The 16,513-nt window shown below is 68.1% G+C and carries 14 protein-coding genes; 5 read left to right on the top strand and 9 right to left on the bottom strand.

Going from position 1 to position 16,513, the window contains the following annotated elements:
- Positions 1 to 7: 7 nt before the first annotated feature.
- The 4 genes from V3G39_15225 to V3G39_15210 are packed head-to-tail and all read right to left on the bottom strand — an operon-like array spanning position 8 to position 4,309.
- Complete coding sequence (locus tag V3G39_15225) at positions 8 to 1,057, bottom strand: Gfo/Idh/MocA family oxidoreductase (protein XAS75982.1); 1,050 nt, start codon at positions 1,055 to 1,057, stop codon at positions 8 to 10.
- Positions 1,054 to 1,716 (bottom strand): TIGR03089 family protein, encoded by a 663-nt coding sequence (locus V3G39_15220; GenBank protein ID XAS75981.1) that lies wholly within the window; start codon positions 1,714 to 1,716, stop codon positions 1,054 to 1,056. The genes V3G39_15225 and V3G39_15220 overlap by 4 nt, the downstream gene beginning before the upstream one ends.
- On the bottom strand, positions 1,713 to 3,194 hold the full coding sequence (locus V3G39_15215; GenBank protein ID XAS75980.1) for an aldo/keto reductase: 1,482 nt from the start codon (positions 3,192 to 3,194) through the stop codon (positions 1,713 to 1,715). The genes V3G39_15220 and V3G39_15215 overlap by 4 nt, the downstream gene beginning before the upstream one ends.
- 47 nt (positions 3,195 to 3,241) lie before the next feature.
- Positions 3,242 to 4,309 carry a hypothetical protein gene (locus tag V3G39_15210; protein ID XAS75979.1) on the bottom strand — a complete coding sequence of 356 codons (1,068 nt, stop codon included), beginning with the start codon at positions 4,307 to 4,309 and terminating at the stop codon, positions 3,242 to 3,244.
- A 136-nt stretch (positions 4,310 to 4,445) separates the two neighbouring features.
- Between V3G39_15210 and pseB the strand changes: the two genes are divergently transcribed.
- From pseB to V3G39_15185, 5 genes are read left to right on the top strand one after another with little or no spacing between them, the layout of a single operon-like run.
- Positions 4,446 to 5,435, top strand: a complete 990-nt coding sequence (pseB, locus tag V3G39_15205; protein ID XAS75978.1) for a UDP-N-acetylglucosamine 4,6-dehydratase (inverting) — start codon at positions 4,446 to 4,448, stop codon at positions 5,433 to 5,435.
- Positions 5,435 to 6,568, top strand: a complete 1,134-nt coding sequence (locus tag V3G39_15200; GenBank protein XAS75977.1) for an aminotransferase class V-fold PLP-dependent enzyme — start codon at positions 5,435 to 5,437, stop codon at positions 6,566 to 6,568. The genes pseB and V3G39_15200 overlap by 1 nt, the downstream gene beginning before the upstream one ends.
- Before the next feature lie 6 nt (positions 6,569 to 6,574).
- Complete coding sequence (locus V3G39_15195; protein ID XAS75976.1) at positions 6,575 to 7,459, top strand: hypothetical protein; 885 nt, start codon at positions 6,575 to 6,577, stop codon at positions 7,457 to 7,459.
- Between the two features lies 1 nt (position 7,460).
- Positions 7,461 to 8,327 (top strand): hypothetical protein, encoded by an 867-nt coding sequence (locus V3G39_15190; protein ID XAS75975.1) that lies wholly within the window; start codon positions 7,461 to 7,463, stop codon positions 8,325 to 8,327.
- The gene (locus V3G39_15185; GenBank protein XAS75974.1) at positions 8,324 to 10,036 is read left to right on the top strand and encodes a class I SAM-dependent methyltransferase; all 1,713 of its coding nucleotides are present in this window, start codon (positions 8,324 to 8,326) and stop codon (positions 10,034 to 10,036) included. Before V3G39_15190 ends, V3G39_15185 begins: the two co-directional genes overlap by 4 nt.
- Before the next feature lie 5 nt (positions 10,037 to 10,041).
- Here V3G39_15185 and V3G39_15180 read toward each other — a convergent pair whose 3' ends face one another.
- The 5 genes from V3G39_15180 to V3G39_15160 are packed head-to-tail and all read right to left on the bottom strand — an operon-like array spanning position 10,042 to position 16,462.
- A complete protein-coding gene (locus V3G39_15180) occupies positions 10,042 to 11,733 on the bottom strand; it encodes a hypothetical protein (protein ID XAS75973.1) in 1,692 nt (563 codons plus the stop codon).
- On the bottom strand, positions 11,726 to 12,559 hold the full coding sequence (locus tag V3G39_15175; GenBank protein ID XAS75972.1) for a hypothetical protein: 834 nt from the start codon (positions 12,557 to 12,559) through the stop codon (positions 11,726 to 11,728). The genes V3G39_15180 and V3G39_15175 overlap by 8 nt, the downstream gene beginning before the upstream one ends.
- Positions 12,559 to 14,877 (bottom strand): glycosyltransferase, encoded by a 2,319-nt coding sequence (locus V3G39_15170; GenBank protein XAS75971.1) that lies wholly within the window; start codon positions 14,875 to 14,877, stop codon positions 12,559 to 12,561. The genes V3G39_15175 and V3G39_15170 overlap by 1 nt, the downstream gene beginning before the upstream one ends.
- A gap of 6 nt (positions 14,878 to 14,883) precedes the next feature.
- A complete protein-coding gene (pseI, locus tag V3G39_15165) occupies positions 14,884 to 15,942 on the bottom strand; it encodes a pseudaminic acid synthase (GenBank protein XAS75970.1) in 1,059 nt (352 codons plus the stop codon).
- The gene (locus V3G39_15160; GenBank protein XAS75969.1) at positions 15,932 to 16,462 is read right to left on the bottom strand and encodes a GNAT family N-acetyltransferase; all 531 of its coding nucleotides are present in this window, start codon (positions 16,460 to 16,462) and stop codon (positions 15,932 to 15,934) included. Before V3G39_15160 ends, pseI begins: the two co-directional genes overlap by 11 nt.
- Between the last annotated feature and the right edge of the window lie 51 nt (positions 16,463 to 16,513).

Genomic DNA, 16,513 nt, shown 5'->3' with positions numbered 1-16,513 from the left:
TTCGACCCTACCCGTCCAACCCGCCAGCTTCCCCCGGGTAACGTACGCCGACCTGGGCGCGGGCCAGATCGAGCATGGACATCACCCGCAGCGTCGTCTCGGGCGGCAGCAGCGGTGAGTGCGGCGTACCGTCCGCCACCAGCTGTGCGAGATGGGCGGCCTCGTAGGCCAGCGCCTCGTGTCCGCGGATCGGCCCGCCGTCATGGCCGGCCCGCTCGCCGTCGCGGGTGACGAGCGTGAGCGTCGTGGGTGCGTAGAAATCTCCGGCCAGCTCCACCCGCGCGGCACTGCCGTTGATGGAGGCGGTGGTGGGGGTACGCGCGGCCAGCGTCGTGCTGAGCGCCGCGTAGGCAGACCCGCTGTACACGGTCATGCTGACCTGCCGATCCACGCCGGTATCGGTGAGGTCGCCGATCGCCGTCAGCGATCGTTCGTTACCGGGCAGCGCGAAATCTGCGAAGGACAGCGGGTAGATCCCCAGATCCAGCAGCGCGCCGCCGGCCAGCGAGGGTGCGAACAACCGGTGCTGCGGGTCCGGCGCGAACCACTGCCCGTGGTCGGCGAGGACGGTGGTGATCTCACCGAGCGCACCGCTGCTCAGAAGTTGGCGGACGACGTCCGTGCCGGGTAGGAAGCGGGTCCACATCGCCTCCATGGCGACCAGGCCCGCAGCTGCGGCGGTGTCGAGCACCTCGCGTGCCTGCGCGCTGTTCTGGGTGAAGGCCTTCTCGACCAGCACGTGTTTGCCGGCCCGCAGGGCGGCCAGCGCGTCGCGGTGGTGCCCGGAGTGCGGCGACGCGACGTAGACGATGTCGATGCCGTCGTCGGCCAGCATCGTGTCCAGGCCCTCATAGGCGTGCGGGACCGACCAGGTGGCCGCGAAGCGGTCCGCGCGCGCCTGGGATCGGGAACTGACCGCCACGACGTCCTGCCGGGTGTGTTTGTGCAGGGCGTCGACCATCGACGCCGCGATGCCGCCGGTGGCCGCGATGCCCCATCTCAGCGTCGGCGCCAGCGAGGGATCGGGGGTGCGGGTGGTGGGCAACGAGAGGGTCATGAGGTTACTCCCTCGGTGGCCAACCGGTGTTCGACGTCCGCCTCCTGCACATTGCGCAGGAGCAACACCGACCCGTCGTCGGCCCACACGGCCAACGCTTCACGCAGCGCGGCCTGCAGATCCCCCTCCACCCGTACCCGGCGGTGCGGTGCTCCATGACCCGTCTCGACGAGATCAGCGTAGGACACCTCGTCCAACGCTGCGTCGGTCGAGGCAGGGACCAGGTAGGGGGCGAATGCGTCACCGTAGGTGGCGAGCTCGCGGGCTTCGTCGACTCCGCCGGCCGGTAGATCGACGGTGGCGACACGTGCCAGCGCGGCGAGCGTGACGATGATCTGCTGCTCTGCACCGTCGGCTCCCGTGGTGCTGATGGCAATATCGCACGGTGAGCCCGTCGTGACCACGGTGGCGCCGACGCACCACGCCGCGAAGGCCCAGTAGTAGGTGCGCCAGTGGTCCGGCGGCAACCGCAGCGACACCACGGTGCCCGGCGCGGAGTCCAGCTCGTCCTGCAGGAGGTTTGCGGCCTTGGCGACCCAGTTGGCCAACACCTTCCCGGACAGCTCGATACGTTCGCCGGTGGCATCGTCATAGCAGGTGATGCGCGGTGAGGTGGGGTCCGACTTCAGCAGTCCGGCCAGAACGTCAGCGGGGGTCACGACTCATTCATCTCCTGTGAAACATGGTGGATCTGTTGTCGGGTGAGGGGCGTCAGCGAGGAAAGGTCGAGGTTGCGGGCCAGCTGTGCGCGGTCCAGCGAGCCGATCGCGACTGCTGCGATTTCGGGGTGTCCGAGGGCGTACGCGAGCAGCAGATCGTCGCTCCCGTCGCGGCCCAACTCCTTGGCGAGGCTGGCCAGTCGCGGGTCGGCCGTCAGGCGGCCGCCGCCGTAGACGCTGCGGGCGACCAGCTCCACGCCGCCTGCCCGGGCTGCCGACGCGAGCTCGGCGGGAAGCGGGGAGCAGGGATTGACCGGGAGTTCGATGATGCCGATGCCATGCAGCGCAAGCGCCTGCTGAGCCTCCTGCGCGGAGCGGGCGGCAACACCGATCGCGGCTACCGTCCCCTCGTCGCGGTAGCGCCGCAGGCGGGCCCAGACCGCCGGTCCTGCATCGACCAACGCGTCCACGAGAACCGCCGTGGCAGAACGGCGTCCGATCGTTGCGAAGGAGCGTTCCAGGGCTGCCTCCGCTTTCGGCGCACCGCCGCCGGCCAGCGGGGCCAACCTGCTGAGCACCTTCATCCGTTGCACGAGCTGCGGATCGGCGCAGGCCCGCAACACCGCCTCCGCCTCACCGTCGGCGCGGCCCACCTCCACGTGGGTGACGCCGCGAGCGACTGCATCGGCGAGCATCGCCCTGGTGACCGGGGCGGCGGGCTCGGCCAGCCGGCTACCGCCGAAGACGATCGAGCTCAGACCCAGTGCTGAAGAGCGTTCCGGGACACTGCATCCCGCATCGCGGACCTCCCGGGCGAGCACGTCCATCACGTCGGTCCACGGCGCGGCGACCGGATCACCGACCTGCGCGAAGAGTCTGCTGGCACGGTCGAAGTCGTCCAGCGTGTCCACAGTGCAGCGGAACCTCTTCGGCTCCCCGGGATTGTCAGCCGGCGCGAAGAGCAGCTCGCCCAGGTGCCGACGTAGCCATGGGGTGACGTGTTCGCGGTCGTACGGATCGGTGGTCGATGCGGCGGCCAGGCGCAGGTCGCGCACCCAGAAACCCTCGGCGCCCAGCCCCTCCGGCACGACATCGACGTCGACGCGGCCGTAGTCGTGCCCCGACCGGTCCATCGCGGCGAGCAACTCGTCGATGACATCCGCGTCCATGACCGGGTTGTCACCGGTCAGCCGCACGACCCGGTCGTCCGGCGCAAGATCGGCTGTCGCATGCACGAACCGGCCCAGCACGTCGTCGAGCTCGCCGCGCATCACCGAGATGCCGACCGACGTCAGGTGCTCCGCGATCCGGGTGTCGTAGTGCTCGTCGCTGGTGGCCACCACCACCTCGTGGCCGCTGCGGGCCGCACGGCGGGCAACCAACTCGATCAGCGGAAGACCGGCGATCGTCATCAGGGCCTTGCCGGGCAGACGGGAAGAATTCAGACGCGATTGGACGACCACTCGGGTGCGGGTCACGGGGGGTGGGCCTTTCCGATACGGCGGGTACGGGCTTGCCCGGAAGGCTAGTCGTTCGTCGGTCCGCGCAGGAACGCGTCCACGACCCGCCCACGACCGCGACCATCGATGAGCACCTCACCGCGGCCGGCGAAGGCGGCTCGTACCGACGCGTCGGTCACCAAGGGGGCCAGTGCGGCGCTCGCGACTGCGCTGTCGAAATGGCCCAGGTGCCCCAGGCCGGTCACCACAGCGTGCTCCAGGCCCTGGCGGTAGCCCTCCTCCTGGTTGTCCACGACGCAGATGACCGCGGTCGGGATGCCCATACACAGCAGCTCCCACACCGAGGTCCCGGATGCGCTCAGCACCAGGTCGGCATCCTGGACGAGAGCACCGAAATCGGGCTGCGGCGGGTGGATGCGAAGCGACTGGCCCGGCCCCAACGGCAATGCCCGCAGCGCTGCGATGTGCTGCTCGTCGGTGGCGACGGCCGTCACATCCACCGGTGCCCCGACCGCGAGCAGGGCGGGGAGCACCACGGGCGCGGCGCCGTACGCGTCGGTCCCACCGAAGACGGCGACCACGCGGGTGACTGCTGGACCGGTTCCGTCCTCGTCGAAGTGGCGCGGTGGCGAATGGTGGGGCAACGAACGGCGCCGTTCGCGGACGCTGTCGCGAAAGAGCGCGTAGTCGATTCCGCTCAGATCGATCGAGTCTGCGGGTAGGTCGGGATGCCGCCGGGCGCCGAGATTCTGATCGACGTACACATCGGCATACTGCGCTACCCCGAAGCCGTAGTCGACGAGGGTCAGTACCCTGCGCGAGTCCGCAGCGAGCGCACCACCGATGCCAGGGTGCAGGTGGTACCCGTCGAGCACGACCGCGTCCAGCTGCAGGTCCGCAGCAGAGCTCGCGCAGTCCTGCGGGTCCGTCGGAGCCGCATGCACCGGATACCCGTGCTGGGTGATCAGCTCGTGCAACCAGCCGATGCCGCCCAGATCCCCCCACAACAGCACCTCGTGACCGCGCGCCGACAGTTCCTCGCCGAGCGCCACGCACCGCATGACGTGCCCGACGCCCATGGTGGGTCCGCCGTCGCACCGCAACGCCACCCGGCGAACCCTGTCTACCGCCATGATCCGCGCCACTCCCCGTTCATCGTCGGTGTCACCAGCGTCGGAATGCTAGCCTCGTCGCTGGTCAGCGGGTGTCGCGGCCCGGTAGTTTCGTCAACCCTTGACCGGCTCGGTCACTGCAGTGGGAGTCCTCAGCGTGAGCATTCTTGAAGGTTCGTCCATCCTCGTCACCGGTGGTACCGGATCGTTCGGTAAAGCCTTCATCACCCGACTCCTGGCCGACGTCGGACCCAAGCGTGTGGTGATCTATTCCCGCGACGAGCTCAAGCAGTGGGAAGCGCGCCAATTGTTCGGTGACGACCCCCGGCTGCGGTGGTTCATCGGCGACGTGCGCGATCTGCCCCGCCTCAAGCGCGCGATGCACCAGGTCGACTACGTGGTCCACGCAGCGGCGCTCAAGCAGGTCGATACGGGGGAGTACAACCCGTTCGAATTCGTCAAGACCAACGTGATGGGTAGCCAGAACGTCGTCGAGGCCGCCATTGACTCCGGCGTACAGAAGGTCGTGGCGCTGTCCACCGACAAGGCCTCCAGCCCGATCAACCTCTACGGCGCCACCAAGTTGACCGCCGACAAGCTCTTCATTCTCGGCAACCACTACGCAGCGGCCTACCCCACCCGGTTCGCGGTCGTCCGGTACGGCAATGTCACCGGGTCGCGCGGTTCCATCATCCCGAAGTTCCGCGCGTTGCACGCTGCGGGCGAATCGCTGCCGATCACCGACCTGCGCTGCACGCGCTTCCTGATCACCCTGCCGGACGCGGTCCAGATGGTGATGGACACCTTCGACATGATGCAGGGCGGCGAGCTGGTCGTGCCGCACATTCCCTCGCACATGGTCACCGACCTGGCGCAGGCAGTAGCGCCCGGCGCGAAGATGCACGACATCGGCCTGCGGCCGGGGGAGAAGCTGCACGAAGAGATGATCAGCCCGGAGGAGGGCCGGCGCGCAGTCATCGTGATGGGCGGCAAGTACTTCGTGTTGGAGCCGGAGCTGGGCACCTGGGGCTACCGGCCGATCACCGACGGCGAGGCGGTGCCGGAGGGCTTCCACTGCTCCTCGGACAAGAACGACCTGTGGTATTCCGCCGAGGACATCCGCAAGGTGCTCGAGACAGGCATCTAGTGCCCGTTCCGTATGGCCGTCAGTCGATCGACGAGTCCGACATCGAGGCTGTCGCGGCGGTACTGCGCGGCGACTGGCTGACCACCGGTCCAGCTGTCAGCGCCTTCGAGCGGGACATTGCAGACCTTGCCGGGGTGTCCCAGACGGCCGTCGCCGTCAGCTCCGGGACTGCTGCGCTGCACACGGCCTACGCGGGTCTGGGCATCGGCCCCGGTGACCAGGTCATCACCACGCCGCTGACCTTCCTGGCGACCGCGACCTGCGCGAGTTGGCAGGGCGCCGACGTGGTGTTCGCGGATGTATCCGAAGACACCGGCAACCTGGACCCGGCGGCCGCCGAGGCTGCCGTCACCGACCGCACGAAAGTGATCGCCGGTGTCGACTTCGGCGGTCACCCGATCGACGCACCGGCCCTGTCGCAGGTCGCCCACGACGCGGGCGCCCTGCTACTGCAGGACGCCGCGCACAGCATCGGCGGGTCGCTGCACGGGGTGCCCGTCGGCTCGATGGCCGACGTGACGACTTTCTCCTTCTTCCCGACCAAGAACCTCACGACGGCCGAAGGCGGCGCGGTGGTCGGCCTCGACGCGGACATCGTGGAACGGGCACGGTGTTTCAAGGGCATCGGGATGGTCCGCGACGAGGAGTCCCTGCGCCACTCGTCCCCGGGCGGTTGGTACTACGAGATGCCGCAGCTCGGTCTGAACTACCGACTTCCCGACGTTCTCGCGGCCCTGGGTTCCAACCAGCTGAAACGACTCGGGCAGTTCAAGGCGCGCCGTCAGCAGATCGCCGACCGATACAACGCCGGATTCGCCGACGTCGACGTGCTGCGACTGCCTGGCCACCGGGCCGGCGCCGACCCGATGTGGCACCTCTACCCGTTGCGGATCCGGGACGGTCGGCGCCGCGAGCTGTTCGACCACCTGCGCGCCAACGGGATCCTGGTGCAGGTCAACTACATTCCCGTGCACTGGCAGCCCTTCTACGAGGACCGCGGATACCGGCGCGGAATGTGCCCGGTCGCCGAGACGTACTACGAGCAGGAGATCAGCCTGCCGATGTTCCCGGACCTGCGCGAGGACGATATCGACCGTGTCATCGAACTGGTGCGCGCGTTCGTCGGCGCGTAACGCGGCATGCACCACGCGAACGTTTTCTACGGGCACGCGAACATCCTGGCCAGGTACTGCGGGCTGCCCGAGTCAGCTGCGCCACCCACCATCTGGGGATACCTGCAGCACGGCTGGAACACCCATGACGGTTTCGCCGTCGGTCACGACTTCATCGCCGGTTATCCGCGGCTGGTCTGGTCGCAGGCGGTGGCCCGCCGCGGACGGTCGCTGAGCGGCGGAGAATACCGAGTCATCGGGTCGCCCTGGGCCTACCTGCTGATGCTGGATCCCTCAACCACGCTGGATCCCTCAACCACGCTGGATCCCTCAACCACGCTGGATCCCTCAACCACGTCGAACCCCGATGCGCGCGGCACCATCGTCTATCCCTTCCACGGGTGGGAGGGTCAGCAGATCGTCGGTGACCATGCGGCGTACGCGGCGCAGGTGCGCTCGACCGAGGGTGATGTGCCCATCACGCTCTGCCTCTACTGGAACGACTACGACCAGGCGGCGGTGCGGCGGGTGTACGAAGACGCAGGGTTCCGGGTGATCACCCACGGCCGCCGAGGTCATATGTACACGGGCGGTGACACCGACTTCCTGGACCGGCAACTGCTCGAACTTCGCGCGCACCGGCGGGTGGTCAGCAACCGGATGGGGTCGGCGCTGTTGTACGGCGCATCCGTCGGTGCCTCTATCGGGGTCTACGGCGATCCGATGGTGCTGCAGGGCGACCACGCGGTGCTCGGTGGGATGGCGCGTCAGCAACGGATGTTTCCCGACCTGCATCAGACTCGTGTACCGGACGCCATTGCGCAGGAGGTCGCGCGGATCGAGCTCGGCATCGACGCCACGCTGGCGCCGGGCGTGCTCGAACACGTGCTCTCGTGGGATAAGTTGCGCTGACATGGATTCCAGCAACCACTGGTACGGCCACGCTCACATCTTCGCGGAGTACTGCGGCCTCGACGCCTCGAACCCGCCTCGTATCAACGGCATCCTGCAGCACGGGTGGACCTTTGTGCACGGCTTCGGGCACGGCCACAACCCGCCGAAAGGCTTCCCCCGGTTCGTCTGGTCCGACGTCTGCCGCCGCCGCGGTCAGGCGATCGGGTGGCGTGACTACGTCGTGACGGGAGCCCCCCTGCTCTACCTGGACACCTTGCTGGCCCCCGACCCGGATGCTCCCGCGCCGGAGGGGACCATCTGGTATCCCTTCCACGGCACAGCGGATTACGAGGAGGTCAGCGGTGACCACGACCGGCTGATCGCCGAGATCAAGGAGACCGAGACCGGGCCCGTCACGATGTGCCTCTACTACGTCGAATACGAGCAGCCGGCCATCCGAGCCAAATACGAGGACGCCGGCTTCCGGGTGATCTGCCACGGCAAGCGGGGCACCTTCTGGACCGGCGGCAATCATGACTTCCTGCGTCGGCAGCTGACCGAGCTACGCCGCCACACCCGGGTCGCGTCCAACAGGCTCTCGACGGCGACGTTCTACGGTGCTGCCCTCGGTCTGGAACCCGCCGTCTATGGCGACCCGATGGAGTTCATCGGTGTCAAGGACGGCTTCAACGGCGAGCAGTTGCTGGAATGGACCTTCGCGCAGCTGCACGGCAAGCACACCGATCGGGCAGCGGCGCAGCATCTTGCCGACCGCGAGCTGGGTCGTGACGCGATGATGTCCCCGCAGGAGCTACGGGAGATCTTCGGCTGGCAGGACGAGTGGGAACTGCAGCAGGCCATCGAGAACGAAAGGCACACCGGATGACGAATACGGCTGACATGACCAATACGGCGACTCCCGCGGGCGGCGCACACCGGTCCAGCCGACCGAGCAACGTCCTGTTGGGCCCGGGGGCGGCGCAGAACTGGTCGGACCTGGAGCACTCGCCGGCCGGTTCCAGCGCAGCCCACCGCGCCGTCCTGGCGCAGGTCGCGCGCCCCGAACACCGTGTGGTGGTGCTCGGACCGCATTGTCTGGACCTGATCGTCGGGTTGGCCGACCAGGTCAGCGCGCTCACGGTGATCATTCGTTCGATCCCGGATGCGGTGACGATCGGGAACGCGCTGGCCGACCGCGAGCATGTCGACGTCATCTGCGCCGATGCCGCGACGCTCGCTACGCAGCCTGAGCCCTACGACGTGGTGGTGGCCCTGGACGATCTGACCCGGGTGTGGTCCTCCGAGAGTGAGCCGACGACCTGGGCAGCGATGTACGCCGCTACCCAGGCGCTGCTCGCGCCCGGCGGCACGCTGCTGTTGGCGGTCGAGAATGAACTGGGCCTGGCGCAGCTGACCAGTCTGCACTCGCGGTACACCAGTGATCGCGACGAGGACTGGTCGGTGACCGCGACGTTCGATGACACCAGGCCTCGTTCCTCCCGAGCGCTCGCGCAGGTAGCGGCATCGGCAGGGCACACGCAGATTCTGGGAGCGCTGCCGACGTGGCAGGAACAGACCGTCCTGATCAGCGAATTCGATGACGCATCGGCGCCGATGACCACGTTGCTCGGCGCGTTGACGCTCGGGTCGCCCGCCTACCGCCGGGTCGGTGCCGATCCCTCGCGGGTGACCCGGGCGGCCGTGCTGTCGGGGCGGTTGGCCCAGCTGTGCTCTGGATGGCTGCTGATCACCGGGTCTGCCCCGGTGCCTGGTCTGGCGGCCACCACGATCATCGCCGACGACCTGGTGGACCGCGCGGCGACCTACGTCGAGACGGGCGAACGGATCGTACGTCGCGTGCCCGGCGCGCCCGACACCGAACTGTCGATCTCCGATGATGCCCGGTTGCTGTCCGGCCTGGCGCTGGATGCCTGCGCGGCCCAGGATCTGCCGGGCCTGCGCGAACTGTTGGGGCGCTACCGCAGTTGGCTGGTGGCCACCACAGAGCAGGACGGCACCCTGCCTGCGGCCTACGCGGACACGAGATTGGACAATGTGCTGTTGGATTCGCCGGGTTCGGCGAATTTCACGGCCTTGGCTCCCGGTGATCGCGCCGTTGAGGTCGACACGGCCACCTGGTCGGCGTTGGCCGATTTGGTGCTCGTCATCCGAGCCCGTGGTGCACGCCATCCCTGGCCCGTTGCAACCGACGACGCGACGATGCTGGCGACCCTCGGCGCGATGGTCGGGTTACCCGGCCGCGATGCCCCGCAGGATCTACTGCCCGCCGGCGACGATATATCGGCGCAGCTGCCGGCCCACGACGTGCCGGGTCTACTCGCGGTGATCGAGCGACTCACTGAGACCAACGCGGCGCTGTCCGCCCGGTCGCGGTGGTTCGAGGAGCGGCTGAACATCCGCGAGCGCGAGATGCGCGTGCGTGCCGAGCGGCATGCAGCCGAACTCAAACTCGCCCTCAAGCAGCAGAGCATCCTGCAGGCGTCGGCCGAAGACCTACGCCGCTCGATCACCTACCGGACCGGCGCAGCGTTGATCAACCCGATCCGCAAGCTCGGTGGGAACCTGCGTCCCTGACGCGGTCAGCGCATTCTGCGGTAGGCGCGGATCGCACCGTCCGCGCGTTTCAGGGCGGCGCGGGCCACCTTCTTCGGATCGCGGGCATCGCGCAGCTGGTCGATCCGGCGGGCCAGCCGGTAGGTCGACCCGGCGCTCAGGGCAGCACCCTTTGCTACAGCTTCCTCGCGGAGGGCGTTCTGCTGCACCACCTGGACGCGTAAGCGGCGGATGCGTGCCTCGCGAAGTTGCAGGGACGTGTCCCGGTCGGCGAGCAGTTGCGCCATGACGTCCATCTCGGCGCGCAACGTCTCGGCGCGTTCCAGCGCCTGCTCCGTGTGCTCGGCGCGTGACCGCAGGTCCTCGACGGGTGCCGACACGGCGGTTGCGTCGTCGTCCACGTCGTCGGTGTCGCCCACGGCATCCGACGCGCCCTCTGGAACCCCGGACATTTCCAACCACATCGACACCAGCTGCCCGGTGGACAGCGTGTCGGGCCAGGGGTTGAGGTATTCGGAGTCGGCCAGGCGGACCGCGAAGTGCCGCCAGGCACGCGTCAGCAACTCCGTCGAAGAATTGGACGAGGTGGACGAGGAATGGTGGCTGTCCTGATCGAGCCCGAGTCCGCGCACGAAGGTGCCCGCGTCGGTGTAGACATCCTCGAAGGCAATCGTGTCACCGGTGAATGAAGCCACCGACTCGCGTATCCATACCCCCAGGCCGGCGGCGATCTCACGGAACTGCTCCGTCTGAGCCGTGCCGATCTGTTGCAGCAGAAGGTGTTCAACACTTGTCGAGGTCGGTACGGCAGCGGGAACGGCCCGGGTCCCTCCGCCGGTGATCAGGTGCGATCCGGCGCGGTCCAGCCAGAGGACGTCCGCACCATCCTGCAGGTACGCCGACCTGCCCCGACCACCCACGACCGTTAGCCACCTGCTGGCAGCTGCGGGCAGCGACCCCGCGAGTGAGAGTCGCCGAACCAGGGTTGCCGGCGCCAGGACTCTGGGCCGGTCCGCGCAGTCACGCTCGATCGCACGCTGCGCGAGGGCCGTCAACGCCGTGCCGGGGCCGCTGTCACCGAGCGCGTCGGCGCTCAACAGCGTCTGCAGATCATCAGCGCGGCCGAAACCGCAGTGCACCGCGGGTACGACGAAGCCCTGGTCGGTGAACGCGGCGTGCAGGGCCTGCAGGGACGTCGGTGCGGTGCTGTCGCCGGAAATGCCCGCCGTGCGATCAGCGGCCGCGGGTACGGTCACCAGCGTGTCGAGCCGGGCCGGATTCGCCACCCCGAGCACGAGCGTGCCGCCGGGTGCCAGCCGAGCCGCGACGCAGGCGAATGCGTCGGCCCAACTCACCGGCTCTGCGCCCAGTTCGGCGGTGCGCTCCAACCCGTCGACTGCCACGATGGTGTCGAAGAGCCGCGAGTCCTGCGCGGCGAACGCGGCGAGGGATCCGGCGATGACGTGCAGCGCGGGTGTCGCATTCTCGGTGAGCTGCTGGGCATCCGCATGCGATCGCAGGAGCACGGTGCAGGTGCGGGCACGCCCCTGCAGGATCTGCAGGGTCTCTGCTGCGACCGGGCCCAGGACGAGCAGGGAGTCCGATTTCGGCACCACATCGGCCAGTAGGGCGCTCAGGACCGGGCCGGCGACCGCGGCCGGCTCGCAGCACGCGCGATGGGCGCCGGGCAGCACCCGCAGGGAGGTGGGGTCAGGCATCGTGGGTCCAATCCAGGAGTACGCGGAGTTCGTGGGGCGGCACGACGCGGGAGGTGCCCAGTTCGCGGTCGGCGTAGGTACGCCAGTCCGAGGCATCGAATTCGCCCAGTTGTCGGGCAAGTTGGCGTCGTACCGGGTCCAGCTCCGCGACGATCGGCCCGGTGATGGTGACCTGTTGTCCGGAGCAGGCGGCGTAGAGCAGTTCGACGCGCGGCACGTTGGAACTCACGGCGGTGTGTGCCTGGAACAGGTCGCGTAGCTGTATCAGCGGGCGCGGCGCGTCACTGCCGGGTTCGTCCTCGACTCCGGTGAGGGCCACCACGGCGTGCCCGAGTTCGCGGTAGGCGCGTTCGATGTCCGGGACTGCGAGATCGGCTGGGTACAGCGCCACGGTGGCCGCGCCGACGGTGCGTTGCAGATGGTCGGCGAGACGCCGCGCGAGGTGCAGACCCTGCAGGCCGTGCCGAGGCAGGAACAGCGTCCCGGCGGGTGTGACGAGCGGTGGTGGTGGTTCCTCGGCTCGCTCTTCCAGCTCTGCCTCGGATCGGTACCCGTCCCGATCGGTTCTCAGCAGATAGGCCCAGGCGGCCCCGAGGACGAAGCCTGCGCCGGCCCCCCGGGCGATACGGCGCTGTCGGGCCGCGTCGCTCCAGGCGAAGTACGGGAACAGGTCGATGACCGGGTCCGGCCGGGAAACCAGATCCCAGTGCGACTGGAGCCGGCCCCGGATGCTGGGCGGGCTCCACGGGTCAATGGCAGCGTGCGTGGGATCGGCGTAGACCGCGAAGATCTGGGACTGGCCCAGACGGTGGTTGTCGACGTACATCAGCGCACCTGCGCGCGGAGGGTGTCGGCCACGGTGGTCAGGAAGAGCATCCGTCCCGATACGGGTATTTCATGCGGCAGTCCCGTAGCCGCACCCGGTTGGCAGAGGACCGGGAAGTCACCGCTGTCGATGTGCGCGAAAAGTGTCCAGTCCGCAGCCGGCGCTCCGGGCGTCACCGGTTCGTCGACAGCGGGGATGAGGCGGGCCTGATCGGCGGTGGCGGTGAATTCGCCGCTGACGGCGTCGTAGTCGCAACCGATCTCGACAAAGTCGTCGCTGCCGGGTAGGTACCGGCGCCACGCCATTCCGGTGACGGGCACCCCAGGCCACACCACGCCGCGTGCGACCACCATCTCGTCGGTCCCGTGTGAGTTCGCAGCGAGCAGGTAGGCCGAGGGACGTGCCGGACCGTGTGTCAGACGCATCAGTCCGAACGGGGTGCGGGTGAGGGTGACGACCTCACCGGCCACCGCGACCTCGATATCGCGCAGGTAGTGCGGCCACGACAGCGGCAGCGGACCGATGTCGGTGATCAGCTCGACCGACCGCACCGAGGCCAGCGTGAACGGGTCGTCGGCGTGGTCGCCGTCCAGGACCTGCGCAGCAGGGACGCGGACCTCGAAGCTGGTGGTGCCCCGTTGCGGTTCCAATGTCACCGGAAAGGACACCGGCAGCAGCGGACGGGCCCGGCCGACCTGCAGGGATGCCTCGTTGCACCGCTCGGGGATGGTGCCCCGGACGACCAGATCGTTGCCATCGGCAACCACCTGCGACACCGTCGTCGGCGCGTACACGCGGAACACCGCAAGCATCCCGCCTTGCGACGAGGCGGGCTGTAACAGCGCATCAGCGCCCAGCGGGTGGGACGGCGGATACCGGGGGCTGCCGTCGAACAAACCGGTGAGCGGGCCGACACGACGGATGCCGCCATTGGTCAGCTCGACCTCGAAACGCAGCGGCCACACCATGTCCGAGCGCCGCGCAAGCGCCGAGACGTTGACCCGGGTCTCGAATCCGACGTTGCCGATGCCACCGCGCAGGTCGCGGGTACGGCGACGGGTCACCGCCAGCGGGGACCGCGAGATGCCGCACACGGCGCTGATCTTCAGTTCGTAGTCGTCGGCAGGCTCGAAATGCGCCAGCTCCACGCGGCCCTGGATCACCAGATCGTCGCCGTCCCAGCGCAGCTGCGTGACCGCGCTGGAGAGTTTGAGGGCCGTCAGCGGATAGGAGAAGGCGCGGTCAGGAGCGGTGGAGCGACCTCTGCCCGGGTACGCCGCGTCGTAGCGCCACGGACGTCGTAGCGACCGATGCAACGCGACGCCACCGGTGAGGCCGCCGCCGTCGCGGAACCGGGCGAGTTCGCGCAGTAACGGCACATCTCCTGCCCGCAGTGCGTGGTACTGGATCTGGTCGATCCGGGGCCGCGCTGACACGTCGAAGCGCAGCCGGGAGGTCAATCTGTGGCCCAGCAGGAGCAGGTTCTCGACATCCTCATCGGGCACGACTGCGAACGCCGCGCACATGGCGGCCAGATCGATCCCCGCGAGATACCAGTGCAGGTTCTCCCGGATCTGCGGGGTGCCCTTGCGGTCGGCCAGATCCAGCACCATCTCTGCCGAGATGACGCGGTCCAGCAGGTTGTCGTACCGGAAGACCTGCTGGGTGATGGAGTCCCCGGATTCGCGCTCGCGCCAGTAATAGCCATGCGCAGAGATGATGTCGACGGTGACGGCGTCCAGGTGCGCGCCGAGGGTTACCGGGTAGTCCTCGTACCGGATCGGCGGGAACTCATAGCCGTACTCGTCCCAGAAGGTCCGCCGGTAGACCTTGTTCCAGACCATCCGGTCGCGTACCAGCGCGGGCGCCTCGAAGATGTCGGTCCCGGCGACGGTGGTTTGGCAGATCTGATTGTGCGTCCAGCTCTGCCGCACGCCGGACGTGCGGCTGAACCGTCGCGCGTTGCACAACGCGAACGAGGAGCTGCTGCGTTCCAGCGAGGCCACCATCAGCTCGAAACTGGAGCGGCTCACCAGGTCGTCACTGTCGATGAAGGTCAGGTATTGACCGGTCGCCTCGCCGGTGCCGGTGTTACGGGCCGGGCCGAGGCCACCGTTGACCTTGGTGACGATGCGGAACCGCTCGTCACGTTCGGCGTACTCGCGGGCGACCTCGACACTGGCGTCCAGTGACCCGTCATCGACCATGATCACTTCGATGTCCTGCAACCGCTGCACCCGGATGGATTCCAGGCACGGCGCGATGTAATCCTGCACGCCGTAGTAGGGCACGACGACCGACAGCAGTGGAGCGGCCACGAGCGGCTAGATCAGATCCAGCGACAGCGCCGTGCCACGTGCCACGTCGCGGGTGAAGGTCCGACCCACCACCGCGGCGAAGTCGTCGGGCGCCAAGCCGTTCGCCGGGCGGATGGACCGTACGTTGGCGGCAGTGACGGTCTCGCCCTGCACGACATCGGCGACGACGTAGAGCGACCGGCGGAAGCGCAGTCCTTCCTTCTCCTGCTGGCGGGCGCCGATACGCGGCTCGCCCAGGCACTGCCACGCGACCTTGGTCTGGCTGACTAACGCGGCCAGCTCATCGGGCTCTGAGGAGAACGCCGAGTCGACGCCACCGCTCTCGCGGGACAGCGTGACGTGCTTCTCCACGAGCACCGCACCGAGCGCCACCGCGGCGATCGCGGCGCCGATGCCCATGGTGTGGTCGGAGTAGCCGATCAGCGTGCCGAAGGCGTCGCGCATCACCGGGATACCCCGCAGGTTGGATTCGCTGGGGTCGGCAGGGTAGTTCGCCGTACACGCCAGCACGACGATCTGCTCGTTGCCCGTGCTGCGGGCTGCCTGCACGGCCGCATGGATCTCGCCGACCGACGCCATACCGGTGGAGATGATGATGGGCTTGCCCTTGCTGGCCGCCAGCCGGATCAGCGGCAGGTCCACGATCTCGGAGCTGGCGATCTTGTACGCCGGGGTGTCCAGCGACTCCAACAGGTCGATGGCGGTCGGGTCGAACGGTGAGGAGAAGACCGTCAGTCCGTGCTTGCGGGCCTCGGCGAAGATCGGCTCGTGCCACTCGAACGGGGTGTGCGCCTCGACATAGAGGTCCCACAGGGTGCGCCCACCCCACAGCTCGTGCCCTGCCGACAGCCGGAAGTCGGGCGCGTCGGATTCGAGGGTGATCGTCTCGGGCGTGTACGTCTGCAGTTTCAGGGCATGGGCCCCGGACGCGGCGACCATCCGCACGATGTCGAGCGCCTTGTCCAGCGATCCGTCGTGATTACCCGACATCTCCGCGATGATGAACGGCGGCGAAGCCGGCCCGATCTCGTGTTCGCCGATTCGTACGTGGTTCTCAGTTGTCACGTTGTTGCCTCCTGCGTCGGATGGTGTGCACGAGCACCTGCTCCCCATCGATGGTGTGCTCGGTCGCTGAAATCTCTTCGAAGCCGTTGCGGGTGTTCATCCTGCGCACTGCTTCATTCGCATCCAGCACTTCGCCGTCCAACTGGTCCAGCCCCAGTTCGTCGAAGGCGTACCGCACGGCCTCTCGTTGGATCTTGATCCACGCGGGGATCAGCTCCCCACGATCCTGCAGCCCGTCGTTGTCCAGGTAGTAGCCCCACATCGCGTGACGTTCGGTACCGGCTGCAGTGTCTTCGGTGGCCACCTGGCCGATGTCGAAGAACGTCACCACTCCGCTCGGTGTCTCGCCGCGGTCGTACATCAGCACGATGCGGCTGGGGTTGTCCTGGAGGGAGTCCCAGTAACGCTGGTGTTCCTGGACCGAGATGACATCGCGGGTGAGCGAGACTTCGCGGACCTGCGGATGGTTTCGCCAGACGCGAATGGACTCTTTGTCCGCCTCGGTGGCAGGGCGCAGCAATCGAGCCTCCGGCAGGGCTGGTCGGTGGAAAGTGATAGGTGTCTGGCGGAT

It is taken from the genome of Dermatophilaceae bacterium Sec6.4 (assembly GCA_039636865.1).
In the GTDB taxonomy this organism is placed as follows: Bacteria; Actinomycetota; Actinomycetes; order Actinomycetales; family Dermatophilaceae; genus Allobranchiibius.
Note: the sequence above shows the minus strand (reverse complement) of the source record. Positions and strands in the feature narration are given on the sequence as shown.